19 protein-coding genes, 1 pseudogene and 1 riboswitch are annotated in these 23889 nt (G+C 67.5%); of the genes and pseudogenes, 9 read left to right on the forward strand and 11 right to left on the reverse strand.

Going from position 1 to position 23889, the window contains the following annotated elements; all coding sequences use genetic code 11:
• Positions 1-241 precede the first annotated feature (241 nt).
• The 3 genes from eno to E3C22_RS06745 all read right to left on the reverse strand — a co-directional run bounded on the left by eno (position 242) and on the right by E3C22_RS06745 (position 3892).
• Positions 242-1516, reverse strand: coding sequence for a phosphopyruvate hydratase (gene eno, locus E3C22_RS06735; protein WP_134761242.1), 1275 nt, complete (start codon positions 1514-1516; stop codon positions 242-244).
• 718 nt (positions 1517-2234) lie between these two features.
• Positions 2235-3062 carry a 3-deoxy-8-phosphooctulonate synthase gene (gene kdsA, locus E3C22_RS06740; protein ID WP_134761838.1) on the reverse strand — a complete coding sequence of 276 codons (828 nt, stop codon included), beginning with the start codon at positions 3060-3062 and terminating at the stop codon, positions 2235-2237.
• Positions 3056-3892: a VOC family protein gene (locus E3C22_RS06745; protein WP_245514877.1), complete on the reverse strand. Its 837-nt coding sequence runs from the start codon at positions 3890-3892 to the stop codon at positions 3056-3058. Before E3C22_RS06745 ends, kdsA begins: the two co-directional genes overlap by 7 nt.
• Before the next feature lie 128 nt (positions 3893-4020).
• Here E3C22_RS06745 and E3C22_RS06750 point away from each other — a divergent pair, with 128 nt between their 5' ends.
• A complete protein-coding gene (locus E3C22_RS06750; protein ID WP_134761244.1) occupies positions 4021-4677 on the forward strand; it encodes an N-acetylmuramoyl-L-alanine amidase in 657 nt (218 codons plus the stop codon).
• A 98-nt stretch (positions 4678-4775) separates the two neighbouring features.
• Here E3C22_RS06750 and E3C22_RS06755 read toward each other — a convergent pair whose 3' ends face one another.
• From E3C22_RS06755 to tpiA, 3 genes and pseudogenes are all read right to left on the reverse strand, one after another.
• Positions 4776-6404, reverse strand: coding sequence for a CTP synthase (locus tag E3C22_RS06755; RefSeq protein ID WP_134761245.1), 1629 nt, complete (start codon positions 6402-6404; stop codon positions 4776-4778).
• Positions 6405-6946: 542 nt separating this feature from the next.
• Positions 6947-7534: pseudogene (gene secG / locus E3C22_RS24750) on the reverse strand (preprotein translocase subunit SecG); the annotation flags it as partial.
• A 79-nt stretch (positions 7535-7613) separates the two neighbouring features.
• The gene (tpiA, locus tag E3C22_RS06765) at positions 7614-8375 is read right to left on the reverse strand and encodes a triose-phosphate isomerase (RefSeq protein WP_134761247.1); all 762 of its coding nucleotides are present in this window, start codon (positions 8373-8375) and stop codon (positions 7614-7616) included.
• A gap of 259 nt (positions 8376-8634) precedes the next feature.
• On the opposite strand from tpiA, the gene E3C22_RS06770 reads away from it, so the two are divergent.
• The 7 genes from E3C22_RS06770 (at position 8635) to E3C22_RS06800 (ending at position 17123) form a co-directional block, all read left to right on the forward strand.
• Complete coding sequence (locus E3C22_RS06770; RefSeq protein ID WP_134761248.1) at positions 8635-10521, forward strand: peptidyl-prolyl cis-trans isomerase; 1887 nt, start codon at positions 8635-8637, stop codon at positions 10519-10521.
• The gene (trpD, locus tag E3C22_RS06775) at positions 10518-11549 is read left to right on the forward strand and encodes an anthranilate phosphoribosyltransferase (RefSeq protein WP_134761249.1); all 1032 of its coding nucleotides are present in this window, start codon (positions 10518-10520) and stop codon (positions 11547-11549) included. The genes E3C22_RS06770 and trpD overlap by 4 nt, the downstream gene beginning before the upstream one ends.
• Positions 11546-12373, forward strand: coding sequence for an indole-3-glycerol phosphate synthase TrpC (gene trpC, locus E3C22_RS06780; RefSeq protein ID WP_134761250.1), 828 nt, complete (start codon positions 11546-11548; stop codon positions 12371-12373). Before trpD ends, trpC begins: the two co-directional genes overlap by 4 nt.
• Complete coding sequence (gene moaC / locus E3C22_RS06785) at positions 12370-12879, forward strand: cyclic pyranopterin monophosphate synthase MoaC (protein WP_134761251.1); 510 nt, start codon at positions 12370-12372, stop codon at positions 12877-12879. Before trpC ends, moaC begins: the two co-directional genes overlap by 4 nt.
• Complete coding sequence (locus E3C22_RS06790) at positions 12876-14087, forward strand: molybdopterin molybdotransferase MoeA (RefSeq protein ID WP_134761252.1); 1212 nt, start codon at positions 12876-12878, stop codon at positions 14085-14087. Before moaC ends, E3C22_RS06790 begins: the two co-directional genes overlap by 4 nt.
• Positions 14088-14543: 456 nt before the next feature.
• Entirely contained in the window at positions 14544-16133 is a 1590-nt protein-coding gene (locus E3C22_RS06795; RefSeq protein ID WP_206026916.1) for a bifunctional AfsR/SARP family transcriptional regulator/alpha/beta hydrolase, read from the forward strand.
• A 360-nt stretch (positions 16134-16493) separates the two neighbouring features.
• Entirely contained in the window at positions 16494-17123 is a 630-nt protein-coding gene (locus E3C22_RS06800) for a DsbA family protein (RefSeq protein WP_134761254.1), read from the forward strand.
• Positions 17124-17152: 29 nt separating this feature from the next.
• Here E3C22_RS06800 and E3C22_RS06805 read toward each other — a convergent pair whose 3' ends face one another.
• The 3 genes from E3C22_RS06805 to E3C22_RS06815 form a co-directional block, all read right to left on the reverse strand.
• A complete protein-coding gene (locus E3C22_RS06805) occupies positions 17153-17827 on the reverse strand; it encodes an SH3 domain-containing protein (protein WP_167591671.1) in 675 nt (224 codons plus the stop codon).
• A gap of 198 nt (positions 17828-18025) precedes the next feature.
• Entirely contained in the window at positions 18026-18976 is a 951-nt protein-coding gene (locus E3C22_RS06810) for a dihydrodipicolinate synthase family protein (protein WP_134761256.1), read from the reverse strand.
• A 175-nt stretch (positions 18977-19151) separates the two neighbouring features.
• Entirely contained in the window at positions 19152-19424 is a 273-nt protein-coding gene (locus E3C22_RS06815) for a hypothetical protein (protein WP_134761257.1), read from the reverse strand.
• A 286-nt stretch (positions 19425-19710) separates the two neighbouring features.
• A riboswitch (cobalamin riboswitch) is annotated at positions 19711-19922 on the forward strand.
• A 54-nt stretch (positions 19923-19976) separates the two neighbouring features.
• Here E3C22_RS06815 and E3C22_RS06820 point away from each other — a divergent pair.
• Positions 19977-20660 carry an energy-coupling factor ABC transporter permease gene (locus E3C22_RS06820; RefSeq protein WP_134761258.1) on the forward strand — a complete coding sequence of 228 codons (684 nt, stop codon included), beginning with the start codon at positions 19977-19979 and terminating at the stop codon, positions 20658-20660.
• 176 nt (positions 20661-20836) lie between these two features.
• On the opposite strand, the gene E3C22_RS06825 is transcribed toward E3C22_RS06820, so the two are convergent.
• A complete protein-coding gene (locus E3C22_RS06825) occupies positions 20837-22504 on the reverse strand; it encodes a thiamine pyrophosphate-dependent enzyme (protein ID WP_134761259.1) in 1668 nt (555 codons plus the stop codon).
• Between the two features lie 137 nt (positions 22505-22641).
• Entirely contained in the window at positions 22642-23868 is a 1227-nt protein-coding gene (locus E3C22_RS06830) for an alpha/beta hydrolase (RefSeq protein WP_134761260.1), read from the reverse strand.
• Positions 23869-23889: the final 21 nt, after the last annotated feature.

Raw genomic sequence — 23889 nt, forward strand, 5'->3', positions numbered from 1 at the left:
CGCTCCGCGAGCACCTCAGGATGAGGGGCGCTACGGCTGACCCGCGGTTGCAAGGTTTGCGGCGCTCGCAATCCACCTTGCGCCCGGGCGCGAAACGCCTCGCGCGCCGGCGCCTGGACCGCCGTGCGTCCGAGCGGACACACAAAGGACGCTCCAAGTTATTGAATCACCGCATCGTGCTTTTTAGAAAATCGATTCCGGTTTTCGGGCCGATGCGGCAGGCGCGATGAGACTTGCGCCATTACCCCCGGAGGATCGAACGGCCCGCGAACACCGCCTGGTCCCCGAGCTCTTCCTCGATGCGCAGCAGCTGGTTGTACTTCGCCAGCCGGTCGGAGCGGGCGAGCGAGCCGGTCTTGATCTGCCCGCAATTGGTCGCGACGGCGAGGTCGGCGATGGTCGAATCCTCGGTCTCGCCCGATCGGTGCGACATCACCGCCGTGTAGCCGGCCCTATGCGCGACCGAGACGGCGTCGAGGGTCTCCGACAGGGTGCCGATCTGGTTGACCTTGACGAGGATCGAATTGGCGACGCCCTTCGAAATGCCCTCGCGCAGGCGCTCAGAATTGGTGACGAAGAGGTCGTCGCCGACGAGCTGCACCTTTGCGCCGATCTGGTCGGTCAGCGCCTTCCAGCCGTCCCAGTCGTCCTCGGCCATGCCGTCCTCGATCGAGATGATCGGATAGGCGGCGGCAAGCTCACCGTAATAGGCGGCCATGTCGGCGGGCGAGAGCTTCCGCCCCTCGCCTTCGAGATCGTACTCGCCGCCCTTGAAGAATTCCGTCGAGGCCGGATCGAGGGCGATGAAGATGTCCTCGCCCGGCTTGTAGCCGGCCTTCTCGATCGCCTTGACGACGAAGTCGAGGGCTTCCTTGGCCGAGCCGATATTCGGCGCGAAGCCGCCCTCGTCGCCGACATTGGTGTTGTGACCGGCATCCTTCAGCATCTTCTTCAGCGTGTGGAAGGTCTCGGCCCCCCAGCGCAGCGCCTCGGAAAACCGATCCGCTCCGACCGGCATGATCATGAATTCCTGGAAGTCGATCGGATTGTCTGCATGGGCGCCGCCATTGATGATGTTCATCATCGGCACCGGCAGGACATGCGCCGAAGCGCCGCCGACGTAACGATACAGCGGCAGGCCGGCAGCCTCCGCGGCCGCCTTGGCGACGGCGAGCGAGACGCCGAGAATGGCGTTGGCACCGAGGCGGGCCTTGTTCTTCGTCCCGTCGAGCTGGCGCAGCGCCGTGTCGATGCGGATCTGGTCCTCGGCCTCGAAGCCGCCGATCTCCTCGAGGATCTCGCCATTGACATAGGCGACGGCCTTTTCGACGCCCTTGCCCATGTAGCGCGACCCGCCGTCGCGCAGCTCGACCGCCTCGTGGGCCCCGGTGGAGGCGCCCGACGGCACCGCCGCGCGGCCCATCGAGCCGTCTTCGAGGATGACGTCGACCTCGACGGTCGGATTGCCGCGGCTGTCGAGAATTTCGCGGCCGATGATGTCGATGATGGCGGTCATGGGTTGCCCCTGTCGTGGTGAGGGATGGTTCGGGGGCGTTTTAGACCAAGCGGCGAGGGATGGGTAGCGGGGGATGGATGGGTCGAGCAGACCGGATTGCAGACATGAAAGTCTGGCGTTGCCGGCAGCCGTCGACGACTGCGGGGAGGCCGGTTTCAGTCGCGACCAGCGCAAGCCCCCCAGGCGCCTACGCGTAGCGCCGGGCCGTCATCCTCGCCCTTGTGGCGAGGATGACGGCCAGCCGGAGTGGGCAGGAAGCGAAGTTCCCGCCTGTCCTTTGGCAACGATGGCGCCGCAATGTCTTGAAGTGATCCGAAGCGGCGGAGCACGGTAGATCTCCCTCCTTGCGGAGGAGATGCCGCTCTTCGACAGGCTCAGAAGGCAGAGGGGGGCGCGACACGCTCGGCGGCGCAGGCGGGGCGCCCGGCGCAAACTTGGATCGACGACCGTCGAGAGACCGGCTTCGGCCATGATTAGCGCAGACCTCAGGCGCGTTCGCAGAGCGCCGCGCCGTCATCCTCGCCCTTGTGGCGAGGATCTACCGCGATTGAAGCGATGGAGCGGCGCAGTTGGCGCGCTTCCGCCGACGGAGCGGCGACGTCTGACGACAGGAGATCCTCGCCACAAGGGCGAGGATGACGGCGGCACAGAGGATGACGCCGCACCGGAAACTGCGGCGGCGACGGCCAGCCAAAGACGGCAGACGACGAGGCGACGCTCACCCCTTCGTCAGCTGATCCAACGCCTGCAGCCGCTTGAGCATCTCGGCCATCTGGTCGAGCGGCACCATGTTCGGCCCGTCGGACGGCGCGTTGTCCGGGTCCTCGTGGGTCTCGACGAACAGCCCCGCGACGCCGACGGCGACCGCCGCGCGGGCCAGCGTCTCGACGAAGCGGCGCTCGCCTCCGCTAGAGCCGCCCTGGCCACCCGGCTGCTGCACCGAATGGGTAGCATCGAAGACGACGGGCAATCCTGTCTCGGCCATGATCGGCAGGGCGCGGAAGTCTGAGACCAGCGTGTTGTAGCCGAAGGAGACGCCGCGCTCGGTGAGGAGGACGTTGGGGTTGCCGCTCTCGGTCACCTTGGCGGCGACGTTCTTCATGTCCCAGGGAGCGAGGAACTGGCCCTTCTTGATGTTGATCACCCGGCCCGTCTTCGCCGCGGCGATCAGAAGGTCGGTCTGCCGGCAGAGAAAGGCGGGGATCTGCAGGATGTCGCAGACGGCGCCGACCTCGCGGCACTGCTCTTCGTTATGGATGTCCGTCAGGACGGGAAGGTCGAAGGTCTCGGCGACCTCCTGGAACACCGGCAGTGCGCCGGACAGGCCGATGCCGCGCTTGCCGGAAAGGCTGGTGCGGTTCGCCTTGTCGAAGCTCGCCTTGAAAACATAGGGGATGCCGAGATCGCCGGTGATCCGCTTCATCGTCTCGGCGATCATCATCGCATGGTCGCGGCTCTCCATCTGGCAGGGGCCGGCGATCAGCGCGAAGGGCGCGGCGTTGGAGAAGCTGGCCGACTTTGCGGAGACGGTGGTGGCGGTCATGATCTCTCCTCGATGAAGCGGATGCGGCCTCGGCCGTTGGGGCAATCGACGGCGACACCGTCGCTTTCTTCAGCACAGGCAATGCCCTGCCCTTGCCAGAACTTGCGGGCGAAAGCGAGGTCGGCGACGGTTATCGTGACGCTTTCGATGGCGAAGGAACCGACGTCACGGGGGACGATGTCGAGCCTCCCGCATTCCAGAGCGAATGTCAGCGAACCGTCGGGATTGTTCTCCGCAGGGCTGCCGCAGACGGCGGAGAGATAGTCGCGAAACACCTGCGGGTCCGGCGCCGTCAGGGTGACGCCTGTGACACCCGTTGCGCCATTCGGATGGGTCGTCAGAGCCGAGCGATCCGGTCGCACGCTGTGCCGCGCCTCGCAACAAAAGAAGCTCGGCGCATCGGCGGCGTGGATCGCGGCGAAGGCGAGGCGGAAGGAGAGCTCGGCCGCGCCGCCGTCCGGCAGGCGCATGGTCCGGCCGAACTCGACGAGCCCGTCTTCGCCGGCCTCTTCCTCGAGCAGTTGCTCCCGGTCGGCCAGCGCATCGGATGAGCTAAAAGCGAGACCTGAAATCGCCGGTCGGTCAGCCAGGTTTCGCACGTCCGCATCGCGCTCGACGAAGAGATGCCCTTCGGCCTTCGCCGCGTCATAGGCTGCCGGATCGACAATCGACAGCGGCTCCAGATAGCGACCGTCCGCGAAGAAGACGCAGGCATTGCCCGTGCCGAAGGGATGCGCGGCCTCCGGCGCGACGACGAAGCCTATACGTTCGAACCAATCGCACGCCTCTGGGAGCGTGTTGAACGGCATCACCAGATGATCAACCGCGCGCATCACGACAGACAGATGCAGAGAGCGCGCGATGCAGCACGCATTTCGGTTGCCGGACAAGATCTTTCGGTTGTATATATTCTCATTTCATCAACCTTAGATTGTTCGCTAATTCAGTCGAGGAGGACGACATGAACGTTTCCGCTCAGTGGCAGTTCGATCTGCCTGGCCATGCCAGGCCCGGTGACGGCGACCTCGCCGAAAGATGGTATCCCGATATCCAGTCCGCATGGCCCAAATGCACCTCGCCGCGTGTGTACGATCCGATCGACGGGATCCGGGCCGTGGTCATTCACGGCACGCAGGGCTCGTCCTCGTCCGGCGCCGTCTCGGTCATGCATGCCGGAAAAGCCAGCTTCCACTGGCTCGTCCCCGACGAGAACGAGGACGCGCACGGCAAGTTCGCCTGGGCCTGCGTGCCGGAGGCCCGCGCCGCGTGGCATGTCCGCAACTCGGCCTCGCATCCCGAGGTCTGGAACGGCGAGAACAGGATCAATCATTTCTCGCTCGGAATCGAGATCGTCAACGCACAGGACAAAAAAGATCCGTTCTCGGACTGGCAGGTCGAGATGACCGCCCGCATCGTGCGCTATTGCTGGCTCAAATACCCCAATCTGAAGCATGTCGTCGCCCATGCCCGGCTCGATCCAGATCGCAGGAAGGATCCGACCGAACTCTTTCCGTGGGAGCGGTTCCGCAGCCTCGTCCTCACCGGCAGCGACGCCCGCCTAGTGGCCGCACAGACCGACGGAGACGATGACGCCGGCGGCTATGCCGTCTACGGATAGGCTGGAACGCGAGGATCGCGCTTCAGAACACCATCGCGACGCGATCCTCTTTACGCTCCGTGTCTCCCAGCAAAACCGCATACCAGCGTCACCGGCCTCTAGACGAGCCGCGACTGCTCCAGCGCTGCCGCGACGAAGCTCGCGAACAGGGGATGCGGTTCGAACGGGCGGGACTTCAGCTCGGGGTGGTACTGCACGCCGATGAACCAGGGATGCTCGGCGAGCTCGACGGTCTCCGGCAGGAGGCCGTCCGGCGACATGCCGGAAAACACCAGCCCCGCCTCTTCCAGCACCGGCCGGTAGTCGCGATTGACCTCGTAGCGGTGGCGGTGGCGCTCCTCGATGTCGGTGTCGCCGTAGATCGCCGCGATCTTCGAGCCCTCGCGCAGCTTCGCCTTGTAGGCGCCAAGCCGCATCGTGCCGCCGAGATCGCCTTCCTGCGCCCGCTTCTCGAGCTCGTTGCCCTTCAGCCATTCGGTCATGAGGCCGACCAGCGGCTCGGGCGTCTCGCCGAACTCGGTCGAGCCGGCCTTTTCGATACCGGCGAGCGAGCGCGCCGCCTCGATCACCGCCATCTGCATGCCGAAGCAGATGCCGAAATAGGGAACGTTGCGCTCTCTGGCGAAGCGCGCCGCGTGGATCTTGCCCTCCGAGCCGCGCTCGCCGAAGCCGCCGGGGACGAGAATGCCGTTCACCCGTTCCAGATAAGGAGACGGGTCCTCCTGCTCGAAGACCTCCGATTCGATCCAGTCGAGCCGGACCTTCACCTTGTTGGCGATGCCGCCATGATGCAGCGCCTCGATCAGCGATTTATAGGCATCCTTGAGGCCGGTATATTTGCCGACGATGGCGATGGTCACCTCGCCCTCGGGGTTGCGGATGCCATCGACGACCTGGTGCCATCTCTGGAGCTGCGGCTTCGGCGCCGGGTCGATGCCGAAGGCGGCGAGCACCTCGGTATCGAGGCCCTCGTGATGATAGGCGATCGGCACGTCATAGATCGTCGCGACGTCGAGGGCCTGGATGACGGCGGTCTCGCGGACATTGCAGAACAGGCTGAGCTTGCGCCGCTCTTCGGCCGGGATCGGCCGGTCGGCGCGAACGAGGAGGATGTCAGGCTGGATGCCGATGGCGCGCAGCTCGCGGACCGAGTGCTGGGTCGGCTTGGTCTTCAACTCGCCCGCGGTCGGGATGTAGGGCATCAGCGTCAGATGGACGTAGATCGCTCCCCCTCGGGGAAGATCGTTGCCGAGCTGGCGGATCGCCTCGAAGAAGGGCAGACCCTCGATGTCGCCGACCGTCCCGCCGATCTCGCAGAGAACGAAGTCGTAGTCCTCGTTGCCCTCGAGGACGAATTCCTTGATCGCGTCGGTGACGTGGGGGATCACCTGCACCGTGGCGCCGAGATAGTCGCCCCGCCGCTCCTTGGCGATGATCTCCTGATAGATCCGCCCGGTGGTGATGTTGTCCATCTTGTTGGCCGAGCGCCCGGTAAACCGCTCGTAATGGCCGAGATCAAGATCGGTCTCGGCGCCGTCGTCGGTGACGAAGACCTCGCCGTGCTGGGTCGGGCTCATCGTGCCCGGATCGACGTTGAGATAGGGATCGAGCTTTCTCAGCCGCACCCGATAGCCGCGGGCCTGCAGGAGAGCCCCCAGGGCCGACGATGCGACGCCTTTTCCAAGAGAGGAAACCACGCCGCCGGTGATGAAGATGTAACGCGCCATGGGCCTTCCCGATAACCGCGCCGCGGCGATTCTACCAGTCACAATTCGCAACGTGCCGGCGATTGGCCGCAGCTGTTGCGAAACGCCAGTCGATCCGGTGGGCCCGACAGAAGCCGTCCGCACCTGCGGTGCAACGCCCGGCCCATCAGAGCCGGCGCCGTCAGCGATATTTCAAAAAGCCTGCGGGGCGCCCTCTGGCGCCCCGCAGGCATGGCTCGCATCGAGCGATGACGCTCCTACTGCGTGTTCGTTCCACTCGGCGGGACCTGCCCGGCCGGGGCATCGGCGTCGTCGGCCGGCGCCTGATCCGTGCCGGCCGGAGCCGAATCCTCGCCGGTGGTGGGCGAAGCGCCGGTCGCCGCCGGCGGCGTGGTGATCGACTGGGCCGGCTCGGCCGGAGCCGACGTGCCGTCGCCCTCCGCGGGCGCCGTCGTCTCTGCAGGCGACGTGCTCTGGCTGGCGCCGTCGGCCGGGGCGGCGTCGGAGGCCGGAGCGCTTTCCTCCTCGGGCCGGGTGGTACCGGCGGGCGGCGCCTCGACCGGCGGAACGGTGGTCTCGTCGGCGCCTTCCGGCGTATTTCCTGCCGGATTGGCGGGGATCGTGCCGGCATCGGGCGCCGGCGCGGCGCTGTCGGACGCGCCGGCCGCCGGTGCATCCGCCGCGCCGTTAGCGGCCGGAGCCGGCGTCTCGGCGTCCGGCTGCGACGACTGGTCGATCAGCGACGGGCTCGACGCGCCACCTGACGACGCAGCCCCCGACTGTCCGGCCGGAGCCCCGCCCGCGGCGTTGCCGCCGTTCGAGCCGTCCTGCGAGCCCGGCAGGCCGCCGAGTTGATCGAGCAGGCTCTTGTCCTCGCCGCTGGTCTCGCCGTTCTGGGCCGGCAGCGTGTCGAGGATGTCGGTGGGCTTGGCGCCGTAGCGCGCCAGAAGGCCGAGGGACAGCGAGGTGATGAAGAAGCCGGCCGCCAGGATGGCGGTCGTGCGGGTCAGGGCATTCGCCGCGCCGCGAGCCGACATCAGGCCGCCACCGCCGCCGATACCGAGCGCTCCGCCTTCCGAACGCTGCAGGAGCACCACGATGACGAGCGCGACGACGATCATCAAGTGGATGATGATGAGAATGGTTTCCATCGAACTTTCGTTGAGGGTCTTTCTAGGGAATTGGGCGCCTTCTACAGAAGGAGGCGCCGCATTCCAACCAGATTCCGCGTCATTCTGCCGGCAAGGGGCATGCGCGGCATATCGCGATGAAGTCCTCGGCCTTCAAGCTGGCCCCGCCGATCAGCGCGCCGTCGACATTTTCGACCGCCAGAAGCTCGGCGGCGTTGTCGGGTTTCACCGAGCCGCCATAGAGAAGCCGGATGCCGCCGGCGACCTCTGCGCCGAAGCGTTCCGAGAGCGCCTCTCGCAGAAAACCGTGCACCTCCGCCACATCCGCTGTCGTCGGCGTGCGGCCGGAACCGATCGCCCAGATCGGCTCGTAGGCGACGACGGTGTTGGCCGCCGAGACGCCGTCCGGCAGCGAGCCCGATAGCTGGCGACCGAGCACGTCGAGCTTGCCGCCCGCCTCGTGATCTTCTTCGGATTCGCCGATGCAGACGATGGCGACGAGCCCGGCGCGCCAGGCGGCCTCGACTTTCGCCCTGACCTTCGCATCGGTCTCCTGATGCTCGCCGCGCCGCTCCGAATGGCCGACGATGACATAGGTCGCGCCGAGATCGGCGATCATCTCCGCGGCGATGTCACCGGTATGGGCGCCGCATTTCTCGGCGTGGCAGTCCTGGCCGCCGATCGCGGTCTTGCCGGCGAGCAGGCCGACGCTCGCCGAAAGGATCGTCGCCGGCGGACAGATCAGGAGATCCTTGCCCGCACCGGCCTCCGCCGCGCCAGCGGCGATCGCCTCGAGTTCGGTCAGCTCCCGCAGGCGGCCGTTCATCTTCCAGTTGCCGGCGATCAAGGGTTTTGGCGCCATCGTCGGTCTTGTCTCCTCCCATTGTTTTCCGCAGGTCGTTCGCACCGCCGGATCGTCACGGATCCGAATGGTTTCGATCGCCTGCGTTTCGGGTCGCGACAATCAGCGATCGATGTGGGAAAATCAATCGCGGCCCATCGCTTGCGCCGCTTGCCGCCTTTTCACTAATAAGGCGGCAGGCGGCAGGCGGCATGGCCGCCGCTTCACTGGTGCGAACAAGGCTTGGCGACGACGAAACGCCTGCCGCAAGGGAGAGACGATGCTCGAGACGATGCGCCGAAGCGTGTCCGGCTGGACGGCGAAGATCCTTCTCGGCCTTCTGGTGCTGAGCTTCGCGATCTGGGGTATCGGCACCTCCTTCACCGGCGGCCTGTCGCGTACGGTGATTTCCGCCGGCGATACCGAGGTGACGCCGTCCGAATACGCCTTTGCCTATTCCCAGGCGATCAATCGCATCTCCCGCCAGATCGGCCGCCAGATCACCTCCCAGGAAGCCGCCACCTACGGCGTCGACCAGGGCGTGACCAGCCAGCTGATCGCCGGCGCGGTGCTCGACGAGCAGAGCCGCAATCTCGGCCTCGGCGTCTCCGACGAGCGGCTGGCGCGGGTGATCGCCGAGGATCCGACCTTCCGCGACGCCAACGGCAACTTCTCCCGCTCGAACTTCCGCTCGATCCTCGCCAATGCCGGGATCAACGAGAGCGACTATGTCGCGCAGCAGATGAACGTCGCCCGGCGCGGCCAGCTGATCGATGCCGTCGCGCGGGATGCCGGCACGCCTGAGGTCTTCCTCACCGCCCTCGGCCTCTACAACGGCGAGCGGCGCAGCATCGACTATGTCAGCCTGTCGGCGCCCGATGCTTCGAGCATCGCCGATCCGACCGACGAGCAGCTGTCGAGCTATTTCGACCAGAACAAGGCCCGCTACGCCGCGCCGGAATTCCGCTCCATCGCCTTTGCCGAGGTGACGCCGCAGGCACTCGCCGACGAGAAATCGGTGACCGACGCCGAGGTGAAGGCCGACTACGAGGCCCGCAAGCAGACCTATTCGACCCCCGAGCGCCGCGACGTCCAGCAGATCGTCTTTTCCGACAAGGAAGCCGCGGAAGCGGCCAAGGCGAAGCTCGACTCAGGGACAGGCTTCGAGGAAGTCGCCAAGGAGGCCGGCCGCTCCCCCGCAGACATCGCGCTCGGCACCGTCAGCAAGGCGGCGATCCCGGATCAGAAGATCGCCGACGCGGCATTCTCGCTGAAGGAAGGCGATGTCTCGGCCATCGTCGACGGTGTCTTCGGCCCGGTGATCCTGAGGGTCACCCGCATCGAGCCGGAAAGCGTCAAGCCGCTCGCCGAGGTCGAGGGCGAGATCCGCAAGGCGCTGGCCCTGTCGAAGGCGGCCGACGCAGTCGACGCGGCCTATACCGCCTATGAGGATGCCAGAGGCGGCGGCGCGACCTTCGACGAGGCGGCCAAGCAGGCGGCGATCCCGGTCAAGACCGTCAAGGCCGTCGACCGCAACGGCAACGGCCCCGACGGCAAGCCGGTCGACCTGCCGCAGAAGTCCGATCTTCTCGCCGCTGCCTTCGACAGCGAGCCCGGCGTCGACGCCCTGCCCGTCAATGTCGATCCGAACGGCTACGTCTTCTACGATGTCGCCAGCATCGACCCGGCCCATGACCGGCCGCTCGACGAAGTGCGCGATGAGGTCGTCGCGGACTGGAAGAAGGAGCGGGCGAACGAGCAGCTCGACGAGCAGGCAAAGAAGCTCGCCAAGGAAGTCGAGGATGGCAAGAGCATTGCCGACATCGCGAAGGAAGCGGGCGTCGAGCCGCAAAAGGCGAGCGCCATCACCCGCCAGTCCGGCGCGGCGCAGCTCGGGCGATCGGGCGTCGAGGCCGCCTTCGCCGGCCCCTTCGGCGCAGTCGAGACCTCGCCCGGCCCCGCGCCCGACACGCGGCTGGTGCTGAAGGTCGCCGAGATCGCGCCGCCGGCAGACCCTGCCGCCAATGTCAGCGCCCAGCAGCGCAGGCAGATGGCCGGCATGCTCGAAAACGACCTCTACGAGAGCTACGTCACCCTGCTCCAGAACGAATATCCGGTCAGGATCAATCCCGGTGCCATGGAGCAGGCGAAGGCCATGGTCCGATGAGCCAGACGCTGAAGCCCTTTCTCGCCAAGGTGGCCGACGGCCGATCGCTGACACGCGAGGAGGCCACCGCGGCCTTCCAGGTGATGATGAGCGGCGAGGCGACGCCGTCGCAGATCGGCGGCCTGTTGATGGCGCTGAGGGTTCGCGGCGAGAGCGTCGACGAGATCACCGGCGCGGTATCGGTGATGCGGGCCAACATGGCGCGCGTCACCGCCCCCGAGGGCGCCGTCGACATCGTCGGCACCGGCGGCGACCATGCCGGCACCTACAACATCTCCACCTGCTCCGCCTTCGTCCTGGCGGGCTGCGGCCTCGTGGTCGCCAAGCACGGCAACCGCGCGCTCTCCTCCAAATCCGGCGCCGCCGATGTTTTGACCGCGCTCGGCATCGACGTCGAGCTGAAGCCGGAGCAGATCGGCCGGGCGATTGCCGAGGCCGGCCTCGGCTTCATGTTCGCCCCCACCCACCACGCGGCGATGCGCTTCGTCGGCCCGAGCCGGGTCGAGCTCGGCACACGCACGGTGTTCAACATTCTCGGGCCGCTGGCCAATCCCGCCAGCGTTTCGAAGCTGCTGGTCGGCGTCTTCTCGCCGCAGTGGCTGCGGCCGATCGCCGAGACGCTGCTGGCGCTCGGCACCGAGGCAGCCTGGGTCGTCCATGGCGACGGCCTCGACGAGATGACGGTTACCGGCACGACTCATGTCGTGCAGCTGAAGGACGGCGTCATCAGCGAATTCAGCCTCGACCCGGAAGAGGTGCGGCTGAGGCGCTGGACGCTCCCCGATCTGAAGGGCGGCGACGGCGCCTACAACGCCGCGGCGCTGAAATCCGTCCTCGAAGGCGAGCCCGGTGCCTATCGCGACACGGTGCTCCTCAACGCCGCCGGGGCGCTTGTCATGGCGGGCGCCGCGCCCGATCTGTCCGACGGTATCGCAATGGCCGCCGAGGCGATCGACACCGGCCGTGCGAGGCATGCGCTGGAGCGTCTCGCCGCAACGACGCAGGCGCTCGGCAAGGAAAATCGATGACCGACATTCTCGCCCGTATCCGCGAATACAAGCTCGAGGAGATCGCCGCCGCCAAGACGAAGCGGTCGCTCGCGGATCTCGAGGCGATGATCGGCGATACCGACCACCCCCGCGGCTTCCTGCCTGCCATCGAGACGAAGCTCGCTTCCGGGGGCCTCGCGCTGGTCGCCGAGATCAAGAAGGCGAGCCCGTCGAAGGGCCTGATCCGCGAGGATTTCGATCCGCCGAGCCTTGCCGCGGCCTATGAGGCCGGCGGCGCCACCTGTCTCTCCGTCCTCACCGACACGCCGTCCTTCAAGGGCCGGCCGGAATTTCTCACCGCGGCGCGGGCGGCGACCCGGCTGCCGGCGCTGCGCAAGGACTTCCTCTACGATCCCTACCAGGTTGCCGAGGCGCGGGCGTGGGGCGCCGATGCGATCCTCGTCATCATGGCGGCGGTCAGCGACGACGTCGCGCTGGCGCTCGAAGAGGCGGCCGACCGTTACGGCCTCGACGTGCTCGTCGAGGTCCATGACGAGGCCGAGACGGAGCGGGCGCTCACCCTCTCCTCCCGCCTCATCGGCATCAACAATCGCAACCTGAAGACCTTCGAGACCAGCCTCGACACCGCCGAGCGGCTGGCGAGCCTCGTCCCGGACGACAGGATCGTCGTCGGCGAGAGCGGCATCTTCACCCATGCCGACTGCCTCGAACTCGCCGATCACGGCATCCGCACCTTCCTCGTCGGCGAGAGCCTGATGCGCCAAGCCGACGTTACGGCCGCGACACGCGTCCTCCTCGGCAGCCCGCGCGAAGGGGTGAGCCTGACCGGAGCCGGCGGATGAGCGGCGGCGATCCAGGCGGCGCACGCCTCACCCACATCGATCAGAGCGGCAAGGCGGCGATGGTCGATGTTGGCGACAAGGCCGAGACCGAGCGCCTCGCCGAAGCCGAGGGCCTGGTGCGGATGAAGCCGGAGACGCTGGCACTGATCGAAGCCGGCGAGGCCAAGAAGGGCGACGTCGTCGGCGTCGCGCGGATCGCCGGCATCATGGCCGCCAAGCGCACTCACGAGCTGATCCCCCTCTGCCACGCACTGCTGCTTTCCAAGATCGGCGTCGAGATCGAACCGGAGCCGGCCCTGCCAGGGCTGCGCGTCACCGCGACGGCGAAGCTCGCCGGTCGCACCGGCGTCGAGATGGAGGCGCTCACCGCCGTCTCCGTCGCCTGCCTCACCATCTATGACATGGCGAAGGCCGTGGACCGGACGATGGAGATCACCGGCATCCGCCTTCTCGCCAAATCCGGCGGCCGCTCCGGCGATTTCCGGGCGGAGGTCTCCCGAAAATGAGCCTGATCCCGGTCGAGGACGCCCAGTCGCGGCTCGTCGCTGCGGCAACGCCGATCCGCCGCACCGTCTCGGTCCCCTTGCGGGAAGCGGCCGGCCGGGTGCTGGCCGAGGATGTTGTGGCGACGCGCACCCAGCCGGGCTTCGACGCCTCGGCGATGGACGGCTACGCGCTGCGGGCAGAGGATGCCGCGGCGCCGTTCCGCCCTCTCGCGGTGATCGGCGAATCGGCCGCCGGCAGAGCCTTTGCCGGCCGAATCGGCCCCGGCGAGGCGGTGCGGATCTTCACCGGCGCGCCGCTGCCGGAGGGCGCCGACGCGGTGCTCATCCAGGAAGACGCAACGCGCATCGACGACGGGTCGCTGCTGCCGACAGAGGCGGTCGGCGCAGGCCAGCACGTTCGCCCGGCGGGGGTCGACTTTGCCGCCGGCCAGACGCTGCTTACCGCCGGAACGCTGCTGACGCCGGGCAGCGTCGCCCTTGCGGCGAGTGGCGGCCATCCGTTTCTCACCGTCATCGACCGGCCGAAGGTGGCGGTGCTCGCCACCGGCGACGAGCTCGTTCCGCCGGGCGCAGAGGTCGGCCCTTCGCAGATCGTCGCCTCCAACAGCTACGGCGTCGCCGCGCTGGTCGAGGCGGCAGGCGGCACGGTGATCGACTGTGGCATCGCGCCGGACCGCGAAGACGAGATCGCCGGCCATCTCGACCGGGCGCTCGCCGAGGGCTGCGACTGCTTCGTGACGATCGGCGGCGCCTCGGTCGGCGACCACGACCTGATCGGCAAGGTGTTCGAGAAGAGCCGGGTCGAGATCGCTTTCCTCAAGGTGGCGATGCGGCCCGGAAAGCCGCTGATGGCAGGGCGCATCGGCGACATGCGGCTGGTCGGCCTGCCAGGCAATCCGGCTTCCTCGATGGTCGCCGCGACGCTGTTCCTCGGCCCCCTGGTGCGGCGGCTCGCGGGCCTGCCGGACCGGCCGCTCACCCGGCCGGCGATCCTCGGCGCGGACGTTCCCGAAAACGGCATGCGCGCCGATTTCATGCGTTCGACCGCGCGTCTCGACGAGGGTGGCTCGACCGTCGCGACGCCCTTGTCGCGCCAGGATTCGTCGCTCCTCTCGATCTATGCTGCCGCCGACGTCCTGGTGATGCGCCCGCCCCACGCCCCGGCGGCTTCCGCAGGGTGCCCCTGCCTCGTCGTCGATCTCGCCTGAGGCAGGTCTGGAGGGGTCTGCGCAATTTGAGCGGCAGGCCGGTGTCCCGGCAGCGAGCGTCCAGCGGGCCGCACTCGGGCCGACCCGGTGAAGCCGTCGCCCGCCGCCACACGGCCGTCGACGTTGTCTCGTCAGGAAGGACAGCGCGCACTGGCTGTGAGGCGCGACTGTGCGCAGACGCAGCCGCTCTCGGCTCATCGACCGGGCAAGTCCCGCAGGACGAAGGGCCCATGCATCTCCGATAATAACTTACTGAGCAAATACCTGCGGCCATCGATGAAATTCTGAATGGTCATTGCCAAGGCGTGACCAACGTCACAGTCGTCGGCGATCCACCATGGTCTAAGCGAGGGAGGCGGCGCTGCCGTTTTGCGAATGTTTGTGTAAAACCTTGCTGGCAGCGCCATCGGCAGCTGCGTACGATCGGAGTCCGACGAGATGGATGGGAGCCATATTGTGCAGCCGGAACTAGAGATCTCGCTGCTCGGGGAGCCGCGTGTGTTCTCGAATGGCGTTCTCGTTCCGCTGCCGACATCCCGCAAGACCCGAGCCCTCCTCGCTTATCTCGTGAGGACGCGGCGCACGCATCGGCGCGATCGGCTCTGCACCATGTTCTGGAACATCCCAGACGATCCGAAGGCCTCACTGCGCTGGTCGCTCAGCAAGCTGCGCCGGGTGCTGAACACGCCGGACCACATGCGGATCAGCGCCGATCGCGAACGTGTCCGCTACGATGGCCGCGGCTCCGTCCTCGACATCGACGCCATCCAGACCGCGCTGCGCGTTTCCGGGCCGTCGCTGCAGGTCGAGGATCTGGAACAGATGGCGCGCCGCCTCGACGGCGTCTTCCTCGACGGGCTCGACGGCGCCGGCGACGAAGGCTTCGAGTGCTGGCTGGAGGCCGAGCGAGACGACGCACGGGCGATGCGCGTCACCGTGCTGCGGCAACTCGTCTCCCACCCCGATATCTCCCAGGCGACCGCGGAAAAGTGGTTGCGCTTCTGGCGCGGCATCGATCCTGACGGCGCCGACGCCCATATGGAGACCGTCGCCGCAGACGCCCAGGGTCTCCGCGACCGGGTTCCGGGCCTCGACCTCCTGATGGCGCGACGAAGCACCAGCGTAACGGTGGTCGAGCCCGTCACCGACGCTGCGGCGAAACCGGCGCCAGCGCCGGCCAGGGAGCATCACCCGCGGCGCCAGCAGCAGCGCATCGGCTTCTGCGCCGCGCGGGACGGAACCAAGATCGCCTATGCGACCGTCGGCTCCGGTGCGCCGATCCTGAGGGCGGGCAACTGGTTCAACCATCTGGAACTCGACCGCGAGAGCCCGATCTGGGGCCGCGCCTTCAGCAAGCTGGCGCAGCGCCGCACCCTGGTGCGCTACGACGAGCGCGGCTGCGGCCTGTCCGACTGGGACGTCGCCAAGCTCAGCCTGGAGACCTTCGTCGAGGATCTGACCACCGTCGCCGACAAGCTGGGGCTTGAGCGCTTTCCGCTGATCGGCCTTTCCCATGGCTGTGCGGTGGCGATCGAATATGCCGTGCGCAATCCCGAGCGGGTGTCCGGCCTCGTCCTGATCGGCGGCTTTGCTGCCGGCTGGCACCATGCCGCCTGCTCGGAGGAAAGAGCGCGGCGCGAGGCCGTCCGCCGTTTAACCGAGGTCGGCTGGGCGTCCGACAATCCGGCCTATCGCCACATCTTTTCGCTGACCTTCATGCCGGATGCGAACACCGATGTTCTCACCTGGTTCGACGAATATCAGCTGCAGGCAACTTCGGCGCGGAACGCCGCAAGGTTTCAGGACGCCTTCGGCAACATCGACGTGCGGCAAAAGCTTGCCGCGGTCACCGCGCCTACCGTCGTCCTGCATTCCAAATACGACCAGCGGGTTCCAATCGCCCAGGGCCTGGAGCTGGCGCGGGAGATTCCCAACGCCCATTTCGTCCCGCTGGAAAGCCGCAACCACATCCTCGTCGAGGACGAGCCGGCATGGGACGTCTGCTCCAGCGCGATCAACGCCTTCCTTTCGGAACACGGCATCTGAGCGCGGGCTGGCCGGGCTGATGGCGGGCTGACACGGCCGATCTGAAATCGGATCCGATTTTCGGATCAAACCATCGATTCAATGACTTGCAGCATCCTCGGCACGTCCCATCGAACGCGCTGAGGATGCCGGCGTTTTCGTCCGGCCGCGGCGAAAATACTGGCGAGGCGGCGTAACAGGCTGGTGCGACAAGGCGAAACCCGGCTTCGGGGGCCTTGCGCTCCCGCCTCGTCTTCGGGTCTTTCCGCCAGAGTCTGCATCTCCGGCTTCGTCGCAACACGCGGCAGCGATGATCCGACGGACAGGCACACTGCCCTCCCGGGCCGCTTGCGACCCGCCTGCCCTGACCGGAGTTCCCTCATGTCCCGCACCGCGATCAACCGGCGCGTCTTTCTCGCCGGCGCCTCGGCCGCCTTCGGCCTTGCTGCCTCCGCGCCCGCCCATGCCGCCGGCATGCCGCCGGATCCGACGCCGCAACAGGTGTTCGAAGATCCGGGCGCGCCGCTCCTCGGCAATCCGAAGGGCGACGCCAATCTCGTCGAATATTTCGACTTCCAGTGCCCCTACTGCAAGAAGTCCTATCCCGAGGTCATGGCGCTCGTCCGCAAAGACGGAAACATCCGCTACATCATGAAGGACTGGCCGATCTTCGGCGACGAATCGCTGCGCGCATCGCAGCTGACGCTGGCGGCCGGCAAGTACCGGCCGCAGGCGCTCGACGCCCTGATGAAGACCAAGGGCCGGCTGACGATGCAGATGATCGACGATACGCTGGCGAAAGCCGGCTTCGACGTCGCCGCCCTGAAGCGCAACTACCAGCGCAGCAAGGACGAGATCGACGGGCTCCTCAAACGCAACTACGCCCAGGCGGACGGTTTCGGGTTCAGCGGAACGCCCGCTTTCGTCGCCGGGACCGTCCTCTTCCCGGGCGTGCCGCGGATGGAGGATGTGAAGGCGGCGCTCGCACAGGCGCGAGCCCGCAACGGCTGACGCCCCGCCGAGAAGGCGGGGCGCTGCGGCTACCAGCGTACGCCACCGACCCGGGTGCGGGTGCCGCCATTCGGGCCGACGATCCTGTGGCCGCCGACGCAGCCCCGCGGGCCGCAGGCATGACCACCCGTCACCGAGCCGCCGTTCGGACCCGTGACCCTGCCGCCGCCGGCGCAGCCGCGCGGGCCGCAGCCATGCGCTCCCGAGGCGGTGCCGCCGTGAGGTCCGGTGACCGTGCCGGCACAGCCGCGCGGACCGCACTGTCCATGGCCGTTGCCGCCGTGATGCGGCGGAGGCGGCGGCCCGTGCGGCGGCGGCGGTCCGTAGTGGCCGGGACCGTAGTGATACCAGCCGTAGCTGGTGTAGTAGCGGTCCCAATAGGCGGTGTTGAAGACGACGATCGGCAGTCCGACACGCGGCCCGACGACCACGGTGGTCCCGGAGACGACGGTGTTGAGATAGTGGGCCGAGACCCATCCGCGCCCGCCGGCATAGCTGGTGTCGCACCAGGAATAGTCGGCAAGACAGCCATAGGTGGTTACCGGCGCACCGCGGGGCACGGTACGGATGACCGGGTAGCCGGTGCCGGGGCCGGCCCGCATGTTGACGTCCGCCGTGGCCACGGCCGAAGCTGCGGCCGAAGCAGCGCCCGGAGCGACGATGACGGCCGCCACCAGGGCCGCTGCACGCAATATGTTACGCATGAACATTCTCCCGAAGGGAACGAACGCTTCGGACCAGCATCCGGTGATGCATGGGGCCGCGACGTTCCAGATCGGCAACCGGTCTAGACTGGCGCCGTCTTCGGGGTTTGACCGCCGGGTCTTCGATGGTCGAGCTTTGTCACCGCTTGTAACAGCAGTCCTCCGCCCATCACACCGGGTGCCGACGCGCGATCCGCGTCAGCGCGCCGGGCTGCCGGGATCGAAGCCGAGTTCGGCAAGGCGCCTCTGCTGGCGTTCGACCAGGAAGTCGACGTCGCGGCGGGCGGCGGCATCGAGCCCGGCACCGGGCGCCCGCAGCGCCGCGGAAGCGATGGCGCCCCGGCTGGCGAGAACGTGCTTGCGCACGGCAAGGCCGAGGCCCGGCTGCAGCTCGTAGCGAAGCACGGGCAGATAGGCATCGAACAGGTCATGGGCGCGATCCCTGTCGCCCTTTGCCATCAGCGCGCAGACGCTGACCATCATCTCCGGAAACGCAAAGCCGGTCATCGCCCCGTCGGCACCGCGGGTGATCTCCTCCGGCAGGAAACTGCCGCCGTTGCCACAGAGGATCGAGATATGCCGCCGGCCGCCGGCTTCGGCGGCGCGAATCTTCGAGATCTTCGACAGGCCCGGCCAGTCCTCGTGTTTCAGCATCCTGATCGAGGGATAGTCGTCGATGATCCGGCCCATCACCTCGTCGCTGATCTGAACGCCGGTGGTCAGGGGATAGTCCTGGAGGCAGACCGGGATCTCCTCGCCGAGCGCCCGCGTCACGTGCCCGTAATAGCCATGGATCTGCGGATCGGTCTTCAGGCTGCCCGGCGGCGCGACCATGACGCCGGCCGCGCCGAGATCCATCACCGCCTTGCCGAGGTCGGCGATCGCCGCGAGCCCCGGGGCGGACACGCCGACGATCACCGGCTTGCCCGACGCGCGGCCGATTACCCGCCTGGCGATCTCGGCCGCCTCGGCCTGCGTCATCTTCGGCGCTTCGCCCATGATGCCGAGGATGGTGAGACCGTCCGCTCCGGACTCGAGATAGAAGTCGGTGACGCGGTCGAGGCTCGCCCAGTCGATGGCGCCGCTGTCGTCGAACGGCGTCACCGAGATGACGAAGACGCCCCTGGTCGTTTCGCTGATCCGGCTCATCGCTTTTCCTCCCGCTTGCCTGCCGCCCCGGCGATTACCCGCCTCGCCTTTGCGGCCATCCGACATCGCCCCTACCCGTCACCGACGGATAGGGCAATGCGGGCCGGCCGCAGTTTTGGTGGCAGCAACGTATGCCCGAGGGTCGCGAGCGCGGCGAGCCGGGGTGCCGACGGTCTCAGCGGCAAAGCGGCGCCGAGGCGATCGCGAGGGTCAACTGCCAGGACTTGTGCTGGCCCGGCCGGGCGCTGCCCGGCAACAGCGTCTTGCCAGCCTTCGTATAGCCGATGGACTTCGGATAGGCCTTGTAGTGGGTACGGACATTCCCGCAGGCACGGGGCGCCACGCCGTCGGAAGTCCACAACCGCGCATCGACCGGCGGGGCGGCGAGCGCGCAGCCGAACAGGAGAGCGCCGGCAAGCATCGCCGCGCGCGGTATGACGATCGTCATTGCGACACTCCATCGCGTTCGAAACCAACCCTGATGAACGAAAGCGGGGATCTCGCCAGTAGGCGGGCATCGCGACGCTCGGCCGATCCATCCCCAACGCCATGCGACACGTTCCGCGGAGGGTTCATCGGTGGTCCGACAGCCTTCCGTGCGGATACGCCCATCACATAGCGCCTGCGAGTAGCACGGCGATGACAGCGCAGCTGCAAGTTTTGCGTGTCAGTCAATGCAGGCGTTCCGGCCGGACGCGCGATCGGTCGCGGCCTTGTGGTCGGCCGGACATTCCCGTACTCATCGAAGCGATGGTTCCGCCAAGCGAGTCGTGCGGCGGATGAAAAGGGAACACGGTGAGGCGTACCCATCAGGGACCGAGACCGTGGCTGCCCCCGCAACTGTGAGCGGCGAGCGCTGCCCGATATGCCACTGGCCGAAAGGCCGGGAAGGCGGGCAGAGCGAGGACCCGCAAGCCAGGAGACCTGCCATCGGAGCCCGCGCCCGCAAGCGGCGCATTTCAAAACGATCCTCGCACGGTGGGTGCGAAAGGAGACAATCATGCATATCGAACCCGGCGTCGTCGACGGCGCCAAGATCGTCCTGTCCTATGCGACGGGTGTCGCTTCCTTTGGCCTGATCGGCAAGATGGCCCTCGACACGCTGCGCAAGGACGGCGGCGTTTCGGCTCTCGCCATCCGCTCGGTCGCGACGACCGCCCTCGTCTTCTGCTTCTTCCAGGTGCTGCCGCATTATCCGGTGGGCGTCTCGGAGGTTCACCTGATCCTCGGCTCGACGCTGCTCCTGCTGTTCGGCGGCGGCGCGGCGGGCATCGGCCTCGCCCTCGGCCTGCTCCTGCAGGGGCTGTTCTTCGCGCCCTTCGACCTGCCGCAATACGGCATCAACGTCACCACGCTGATCGTGCCGCTGTTTGCGATCTCCGCTCTTGCCCGACGGATCGTCCCGTCGAAGACCGCCTATGTCGACCTGAACTACGGCCAGGCGCTCAAGCTCTCCACCGCCTATCAGGGCGGCATCGTCTGCTGGGTCGCCTTCTGGGCCTTTTACGGTCAGGGCTTTGGCGCGGAGAACCTTGCCAACGTCGCGAGCTTCGGCGGCGCCTACATGCTGGTCGTGATCATCGAGCCGCTGGCCGATCTCGCCGTGCTGGCGGGTGCCAAGACGCTGCACGGCCTTGCGGGCTCGTCGCTGATCCAGCGCCGGGTCCATTACGCCGCGGCCTGACGACAGGCGGACACGGCTTCGGGGTCGATGACTCCGGAGCCGGTTCGGTGCGGCTTCTTCAGACGAAAGCGTTCAGCGGATTGGCAGCGGCAGCCCAGAGGGGGGCGGCGACGGACCTGCAGGCCTGACCGGCCATGCCAGCGCTGACGCCTCGAAGCCCTATCCCTACCGCTCTGCTACTCCTTCTTCGCCAGAGCCGCGTCGCGCATCTGGCTCAGCGTCTGGCGCGGCGTCAGCGCCTCCGGCGAAATGACGAGATCGAGGACGGCGCCCGTCGGCGAGGCCAGCGCCCGCTCGAAGGCGGCGGCGAAATCTACCGTCCGCTCCACCCGCTCGCCATGAAAGCCGTAAGACCGAGCCAGCATGGCGAAGTCGGGGCTGACCATGTCGGTGCCCGAAACACGGGCCGGGTAGTTCCGCTCCTGATGCGCCCGAATGGTGCCGTAAATGCCGTTGTTGAGGATCAGGATGATCGGTTCGGCGCCGGCCTGGCGCGCCGTGGCGAGTTCCTGGCTGGTCATCTGGAAGTCGCCGTCGCCGGCAAAGCAGACGACGGTGCGTCCCGGATGCGCGACCTTGGCGGCGATCGCAGCCGGCACGCCGTAGCCCATGGCGCCGGCCTGCGGCGCCAGCAGCCGCGCCTTGGGACCATAGCGGAAGAACTTGTTCGGCCAGACGGCGAAGTTGCCGGCGCCGTTGGTGACGATGACATTAGCCGGCAGCGTCTCGCGCAGATGCGCCGTCACCTTGCCCATGTCGACCGGCGACGGCAGGTCCGGAAGGTCGAAGCCGACCTCATAGGCCGCGCGTCCCTTGACCCGCCAGTCGGCCCAGCCGCCGCTCACCGGTTCCAGCGCGCCGAGCGCCTCGGCAAAGGCGTTCGGCCCGGCCTGGATGCCGAGCGCCGGCCGATAGACCTTGCCGATCTCGAGATCCGAGCCGTGGACATGGATGATCGCCTGCCTGGCTTGCGGAACGTCGAACAGCCGGTAGCCGTCGGTGGAATTCTCGCCGAAGCGGTTGTTGATGGCGAGGACGACGTCGGCCTCGGCCAAAAGCGACTTCACCGGCGGGGTCATACCGACGCCGGCCTCGCCGCAGAAGCAGGCCGAGCCGTTGTCGAACTGGTCCTGATAGCGGAAGACCGAGACGACAGGGATGTCGGAGGCTTCGGCAAAGCGCTGGACCGCCACCATCGAACCGTCTTGCCAGTTGCAGCCGCCATAGAGGATCAGCGGCCGCTCGGCGCCGGCCAGCATTGCGCGCAGCCGGCTCATGGCGGCAGCGGCAGGCGCCGGCTCGGCGATCTCGGCCGGGCCTGAAAGCGGCGCAACCTCGGTCAGGCTGGTGAGCATGGCTTCCGGCAAAGCAACGACCACCGGCCCGGGCCGGCCGGTGACGGCGAGCGTCCAGGCCCGCATGACGATCTCCGGGATGCGCTCCACCCGGTCGATCTCGACGGCCCATTTCGCCATGGTGCCGAAGACCGCCCGATAGTCGAGTTCCTGGAACGCCTCGCGGCCCTTCATGTCGGTGCCGACCTGGCCGACGAAGAGCAGCATCGGCGCCGAATCCTGCATCGCCGTGTGAACGCCGATCGCCGCATTGGTGGCGCCCGGGCCGCGGGTGACGAAGGCGATGCCGGGCGAGCCGGTGAGCTTGCCGTAGGCGGCAGCCATGAAGGCGGCGCCGCCCTCCTGACGGCAGAGCACATAGTCGAGGCGCCCGCGGGTGTCGTGGAGGGCGTCCAGCACCGCGAGGTAGCTCTCGCCGGGGACGCCGAAGCTCTTCGTCGCACCGAGGGCGATGAGGCATTCGACGAGGAGTTGGCCGCCATTCAGCATTGTTTCGTCATCCCGTTTTCCAGCCCCATCTGCCGGATGTCCCGCCGGCAAGGCAAGGACCGAGCGGCCTTGCGGGCGCGCCGGCCGTGGGCGGTCGCCTTCATCGCAGCATTTCGGGGGCGTTTTTTGGGCCCGCCTCACTGCCCTGTCGCGGTCAGCAGGCTTCCGCGAAACGCCTGTTCGGTCTTGCCGAGCTGTGTTCGCAGCCGCTTTCGCGCCGCCGGGCTGATCACCGCCACCGGCGCTGCCACTCCTGCCCCGATCGCCGAACCGACGCCCTGGGCCGCGCCGAGGGCCGTTGCCCCGACCGTGTCGGTGAATCCCGGCCGCGAGCCGGAGATGTTGTCGCCGGCGACCAGCCGCCGGCCGATCGCCTTCACCATCTCCGGGCTGTCGGCGAAATTCATGTGGTTGAGGCCGTCGCTGCTGTTGCCGTTGCTGAGATCGATCGCCGTAATTCCCCGGCTGAGCAGCGCCTGACGAACCGAGGGTCGGGTGATGTCGATCGCGCCGAGCCGCTGGGTGTCGCCGGCAATCCGCCTGGAGACCCGGAGAGCGACGTCGTCGGTAGCGGTGAAGATGGTGATGCGGCGGGAGGCATCGCCGATCTGATTCAGCTGGGTGAAGAAGACGTCGAAATCGATGTCCGGCGAGGCGAGGACGATGTTGGAGAGCTTCTTCGGCACATGGCCGTGGCGGATGGCGAGCTGGCGCACCGCCTCCATTGCCAGCCAGCCCCCCATCGAATGGGCGAGCAGCGTGACGTCCTCGACATTCGGATTGGCGCTCACGCTCTCGATGATCGCTTCCAGCGCGTCGCGGGAATAGTTGGCGCTGTCGCGGTCGTAGAGATAGTCGAAGACCGAGCCGCCGGACGGCCAGGTGAACAGCACCGGCGCCGCATTCACCGTCAGGTCGGTGCGGATCTGCGCGAAGCGCAGCACCGCGTCCTCGTAGCTGTTGTTGAAGCCGTGGACGAAGATGATCACCCGCTTCTGCGGACTGGCGACCCGCTGATACCAGCGCCGCACCCCCGCCCGGTCGAGCGGCTCGATCTTCGTTGCGACAAATTCCCTCGCCGGATCGCCCGGATTCTCTTTCGGATAGATCACCTCGCCGGGCTTGCGGACGCTGTCCGGCGGCACCGAGACGACGATGTTCTCGACCGAAAGACTGCTGCCGCGCCCGTCGCCGAAGACCTCGCCCGGCACGTCGGAGGGCGTGCGGGTGGTGGCGACCAGCATATCCACCTCGTGGGTGCCGGGTGCAGTCGCCTCTACCGGCTGCAGCGTCGTGCGCGGCACGCCGGCGCAACCGGCAACGAGCAGGACGACGAAGGCGAGAAGCGGGAGCTCGAGACGCATCGTGGGTCTTCGCATCGTCAG

The organism is Jiella endophytica (assembly GCF_004519335.1).
Classification (GTDB): Bacteria; Pseudomonadota; Alphaproteobacteria; order Rhizobiales; family Rhizobiaceae; genus Jiella; species Jiella endophytica.

Coding starts and splice junctions, on each gene's coding strand:
- eno (WP_134761242.1), bottom strand. CDS start 1,516: ATGACCGCCATCATCGACATCATCGGCCGCGAAATTCTCGACAGCCGC.
- E3C22_RS06745 (WP_245514877.1), bottom strand. CDS start 3,892: ATGCGCGCGGTTGATCATCTGGTGATGCCGTTCAACACGCTCCCAGAG.
- E3C22_RS06750 (WP_134761244.1), top strand. CDS start 4,021: ATGAACGTTTCCGCTCAGTGGCAGTTCGATCTGCCTGGCCATGCCAGG.
- E3C22_RS06755 (WP_134761245.1), bottom strand. CDS start 6,404: ATGGCGCGTTACATCTTCATCACCGGCGGCGTGGTTTCCTCTCTTGGA.
- tpiA (WP_134761247.1), bottom strand. CDS start 8,375: ATGGCGCCAAAACCCTTGATCGCCGGCAACTGGAAGATGAACGGCCGC.
- E3C22_RS06770 (WP_134761248.1), top strand. CDS start 8,635: ATGCTCGAGACGATGCGCCGAAGCGTGTCCGGCTGGACGGCGAAGATC.
- trpD (WP_134761249.1), top strand. CDS start 10,518: ATGAGCCAGACGCTGAAGCCCTTTCTCGCCAAGGTGGCCGACGGCCGA.
- trpC (WP_134761250.1), top strand. CDS start 11,546: ATGACCGACATTCTCGCCCGTATCCGCGAATACAAGCTCGAGGAGATC.
- moaC (WP_134761251.1), top strand. CDS start 12,370: ATGAGCGGCGGCGATCCAGGCGGCGCACGCCTCACCCACATCGATCAG.
- E3C22_RS06790 (WP_134761252.1), top strand. CDS start 12,876: ATGAGCCTGATCCCGGTCGAGGACGCCCAGTCGCGGCTCGTCGCTGCG.
- E3C22_RS06800 (WP_134761254.1), top strand. CDS start 16,494: ATGTCCCGCACCGCGATCAACCGGCGCGTCTTTCTCGCCGGCGCCTCG.
- E3C22_RS06805 (WP_167591671.1), bottom strand. CDS start 17,827: ATGCGTAACATATTGCGTGCAGCGGCCCTGGTGGCGGCCGTCATCGTC.
- E3C22_RS06810 (WP_134761256.1), bottom strand. CDS start 18,976: ATGAGCCGGATCAGCGAAACGACCAGGGGCGTCTTCGTCATCTCGGTG.
- E3C22_RS06815 (WP_134761257.1), bottom strand. CDS start 19,424: ATGACGATCGTCATACCGCGCGCGGCGATGCTTGCCGGCGCTCTCCTG.
- E3C22_RS06820 (WP_134761258.1), top strand. CDS start 19,977: ATGCATATCGAACCCGGCGTCGTCGACGGCGCCAAGATCGTCCTGTCC.
- E3C22_RS06825 (WP_134761259.1), bottom strand. CDS start 22,504: ATGCTGAATGGCGGCCAACTCCTCGTCGAATGCCTCATCGCCCTCGGT.
- E3C22_RS06830 (WP_134761260.1), bottom strand. CDS start 23,868: ATGCGTCTCGAGCTCCCGCTTCTCGCCTTCGTCGTCCTGCTCGTTGCC.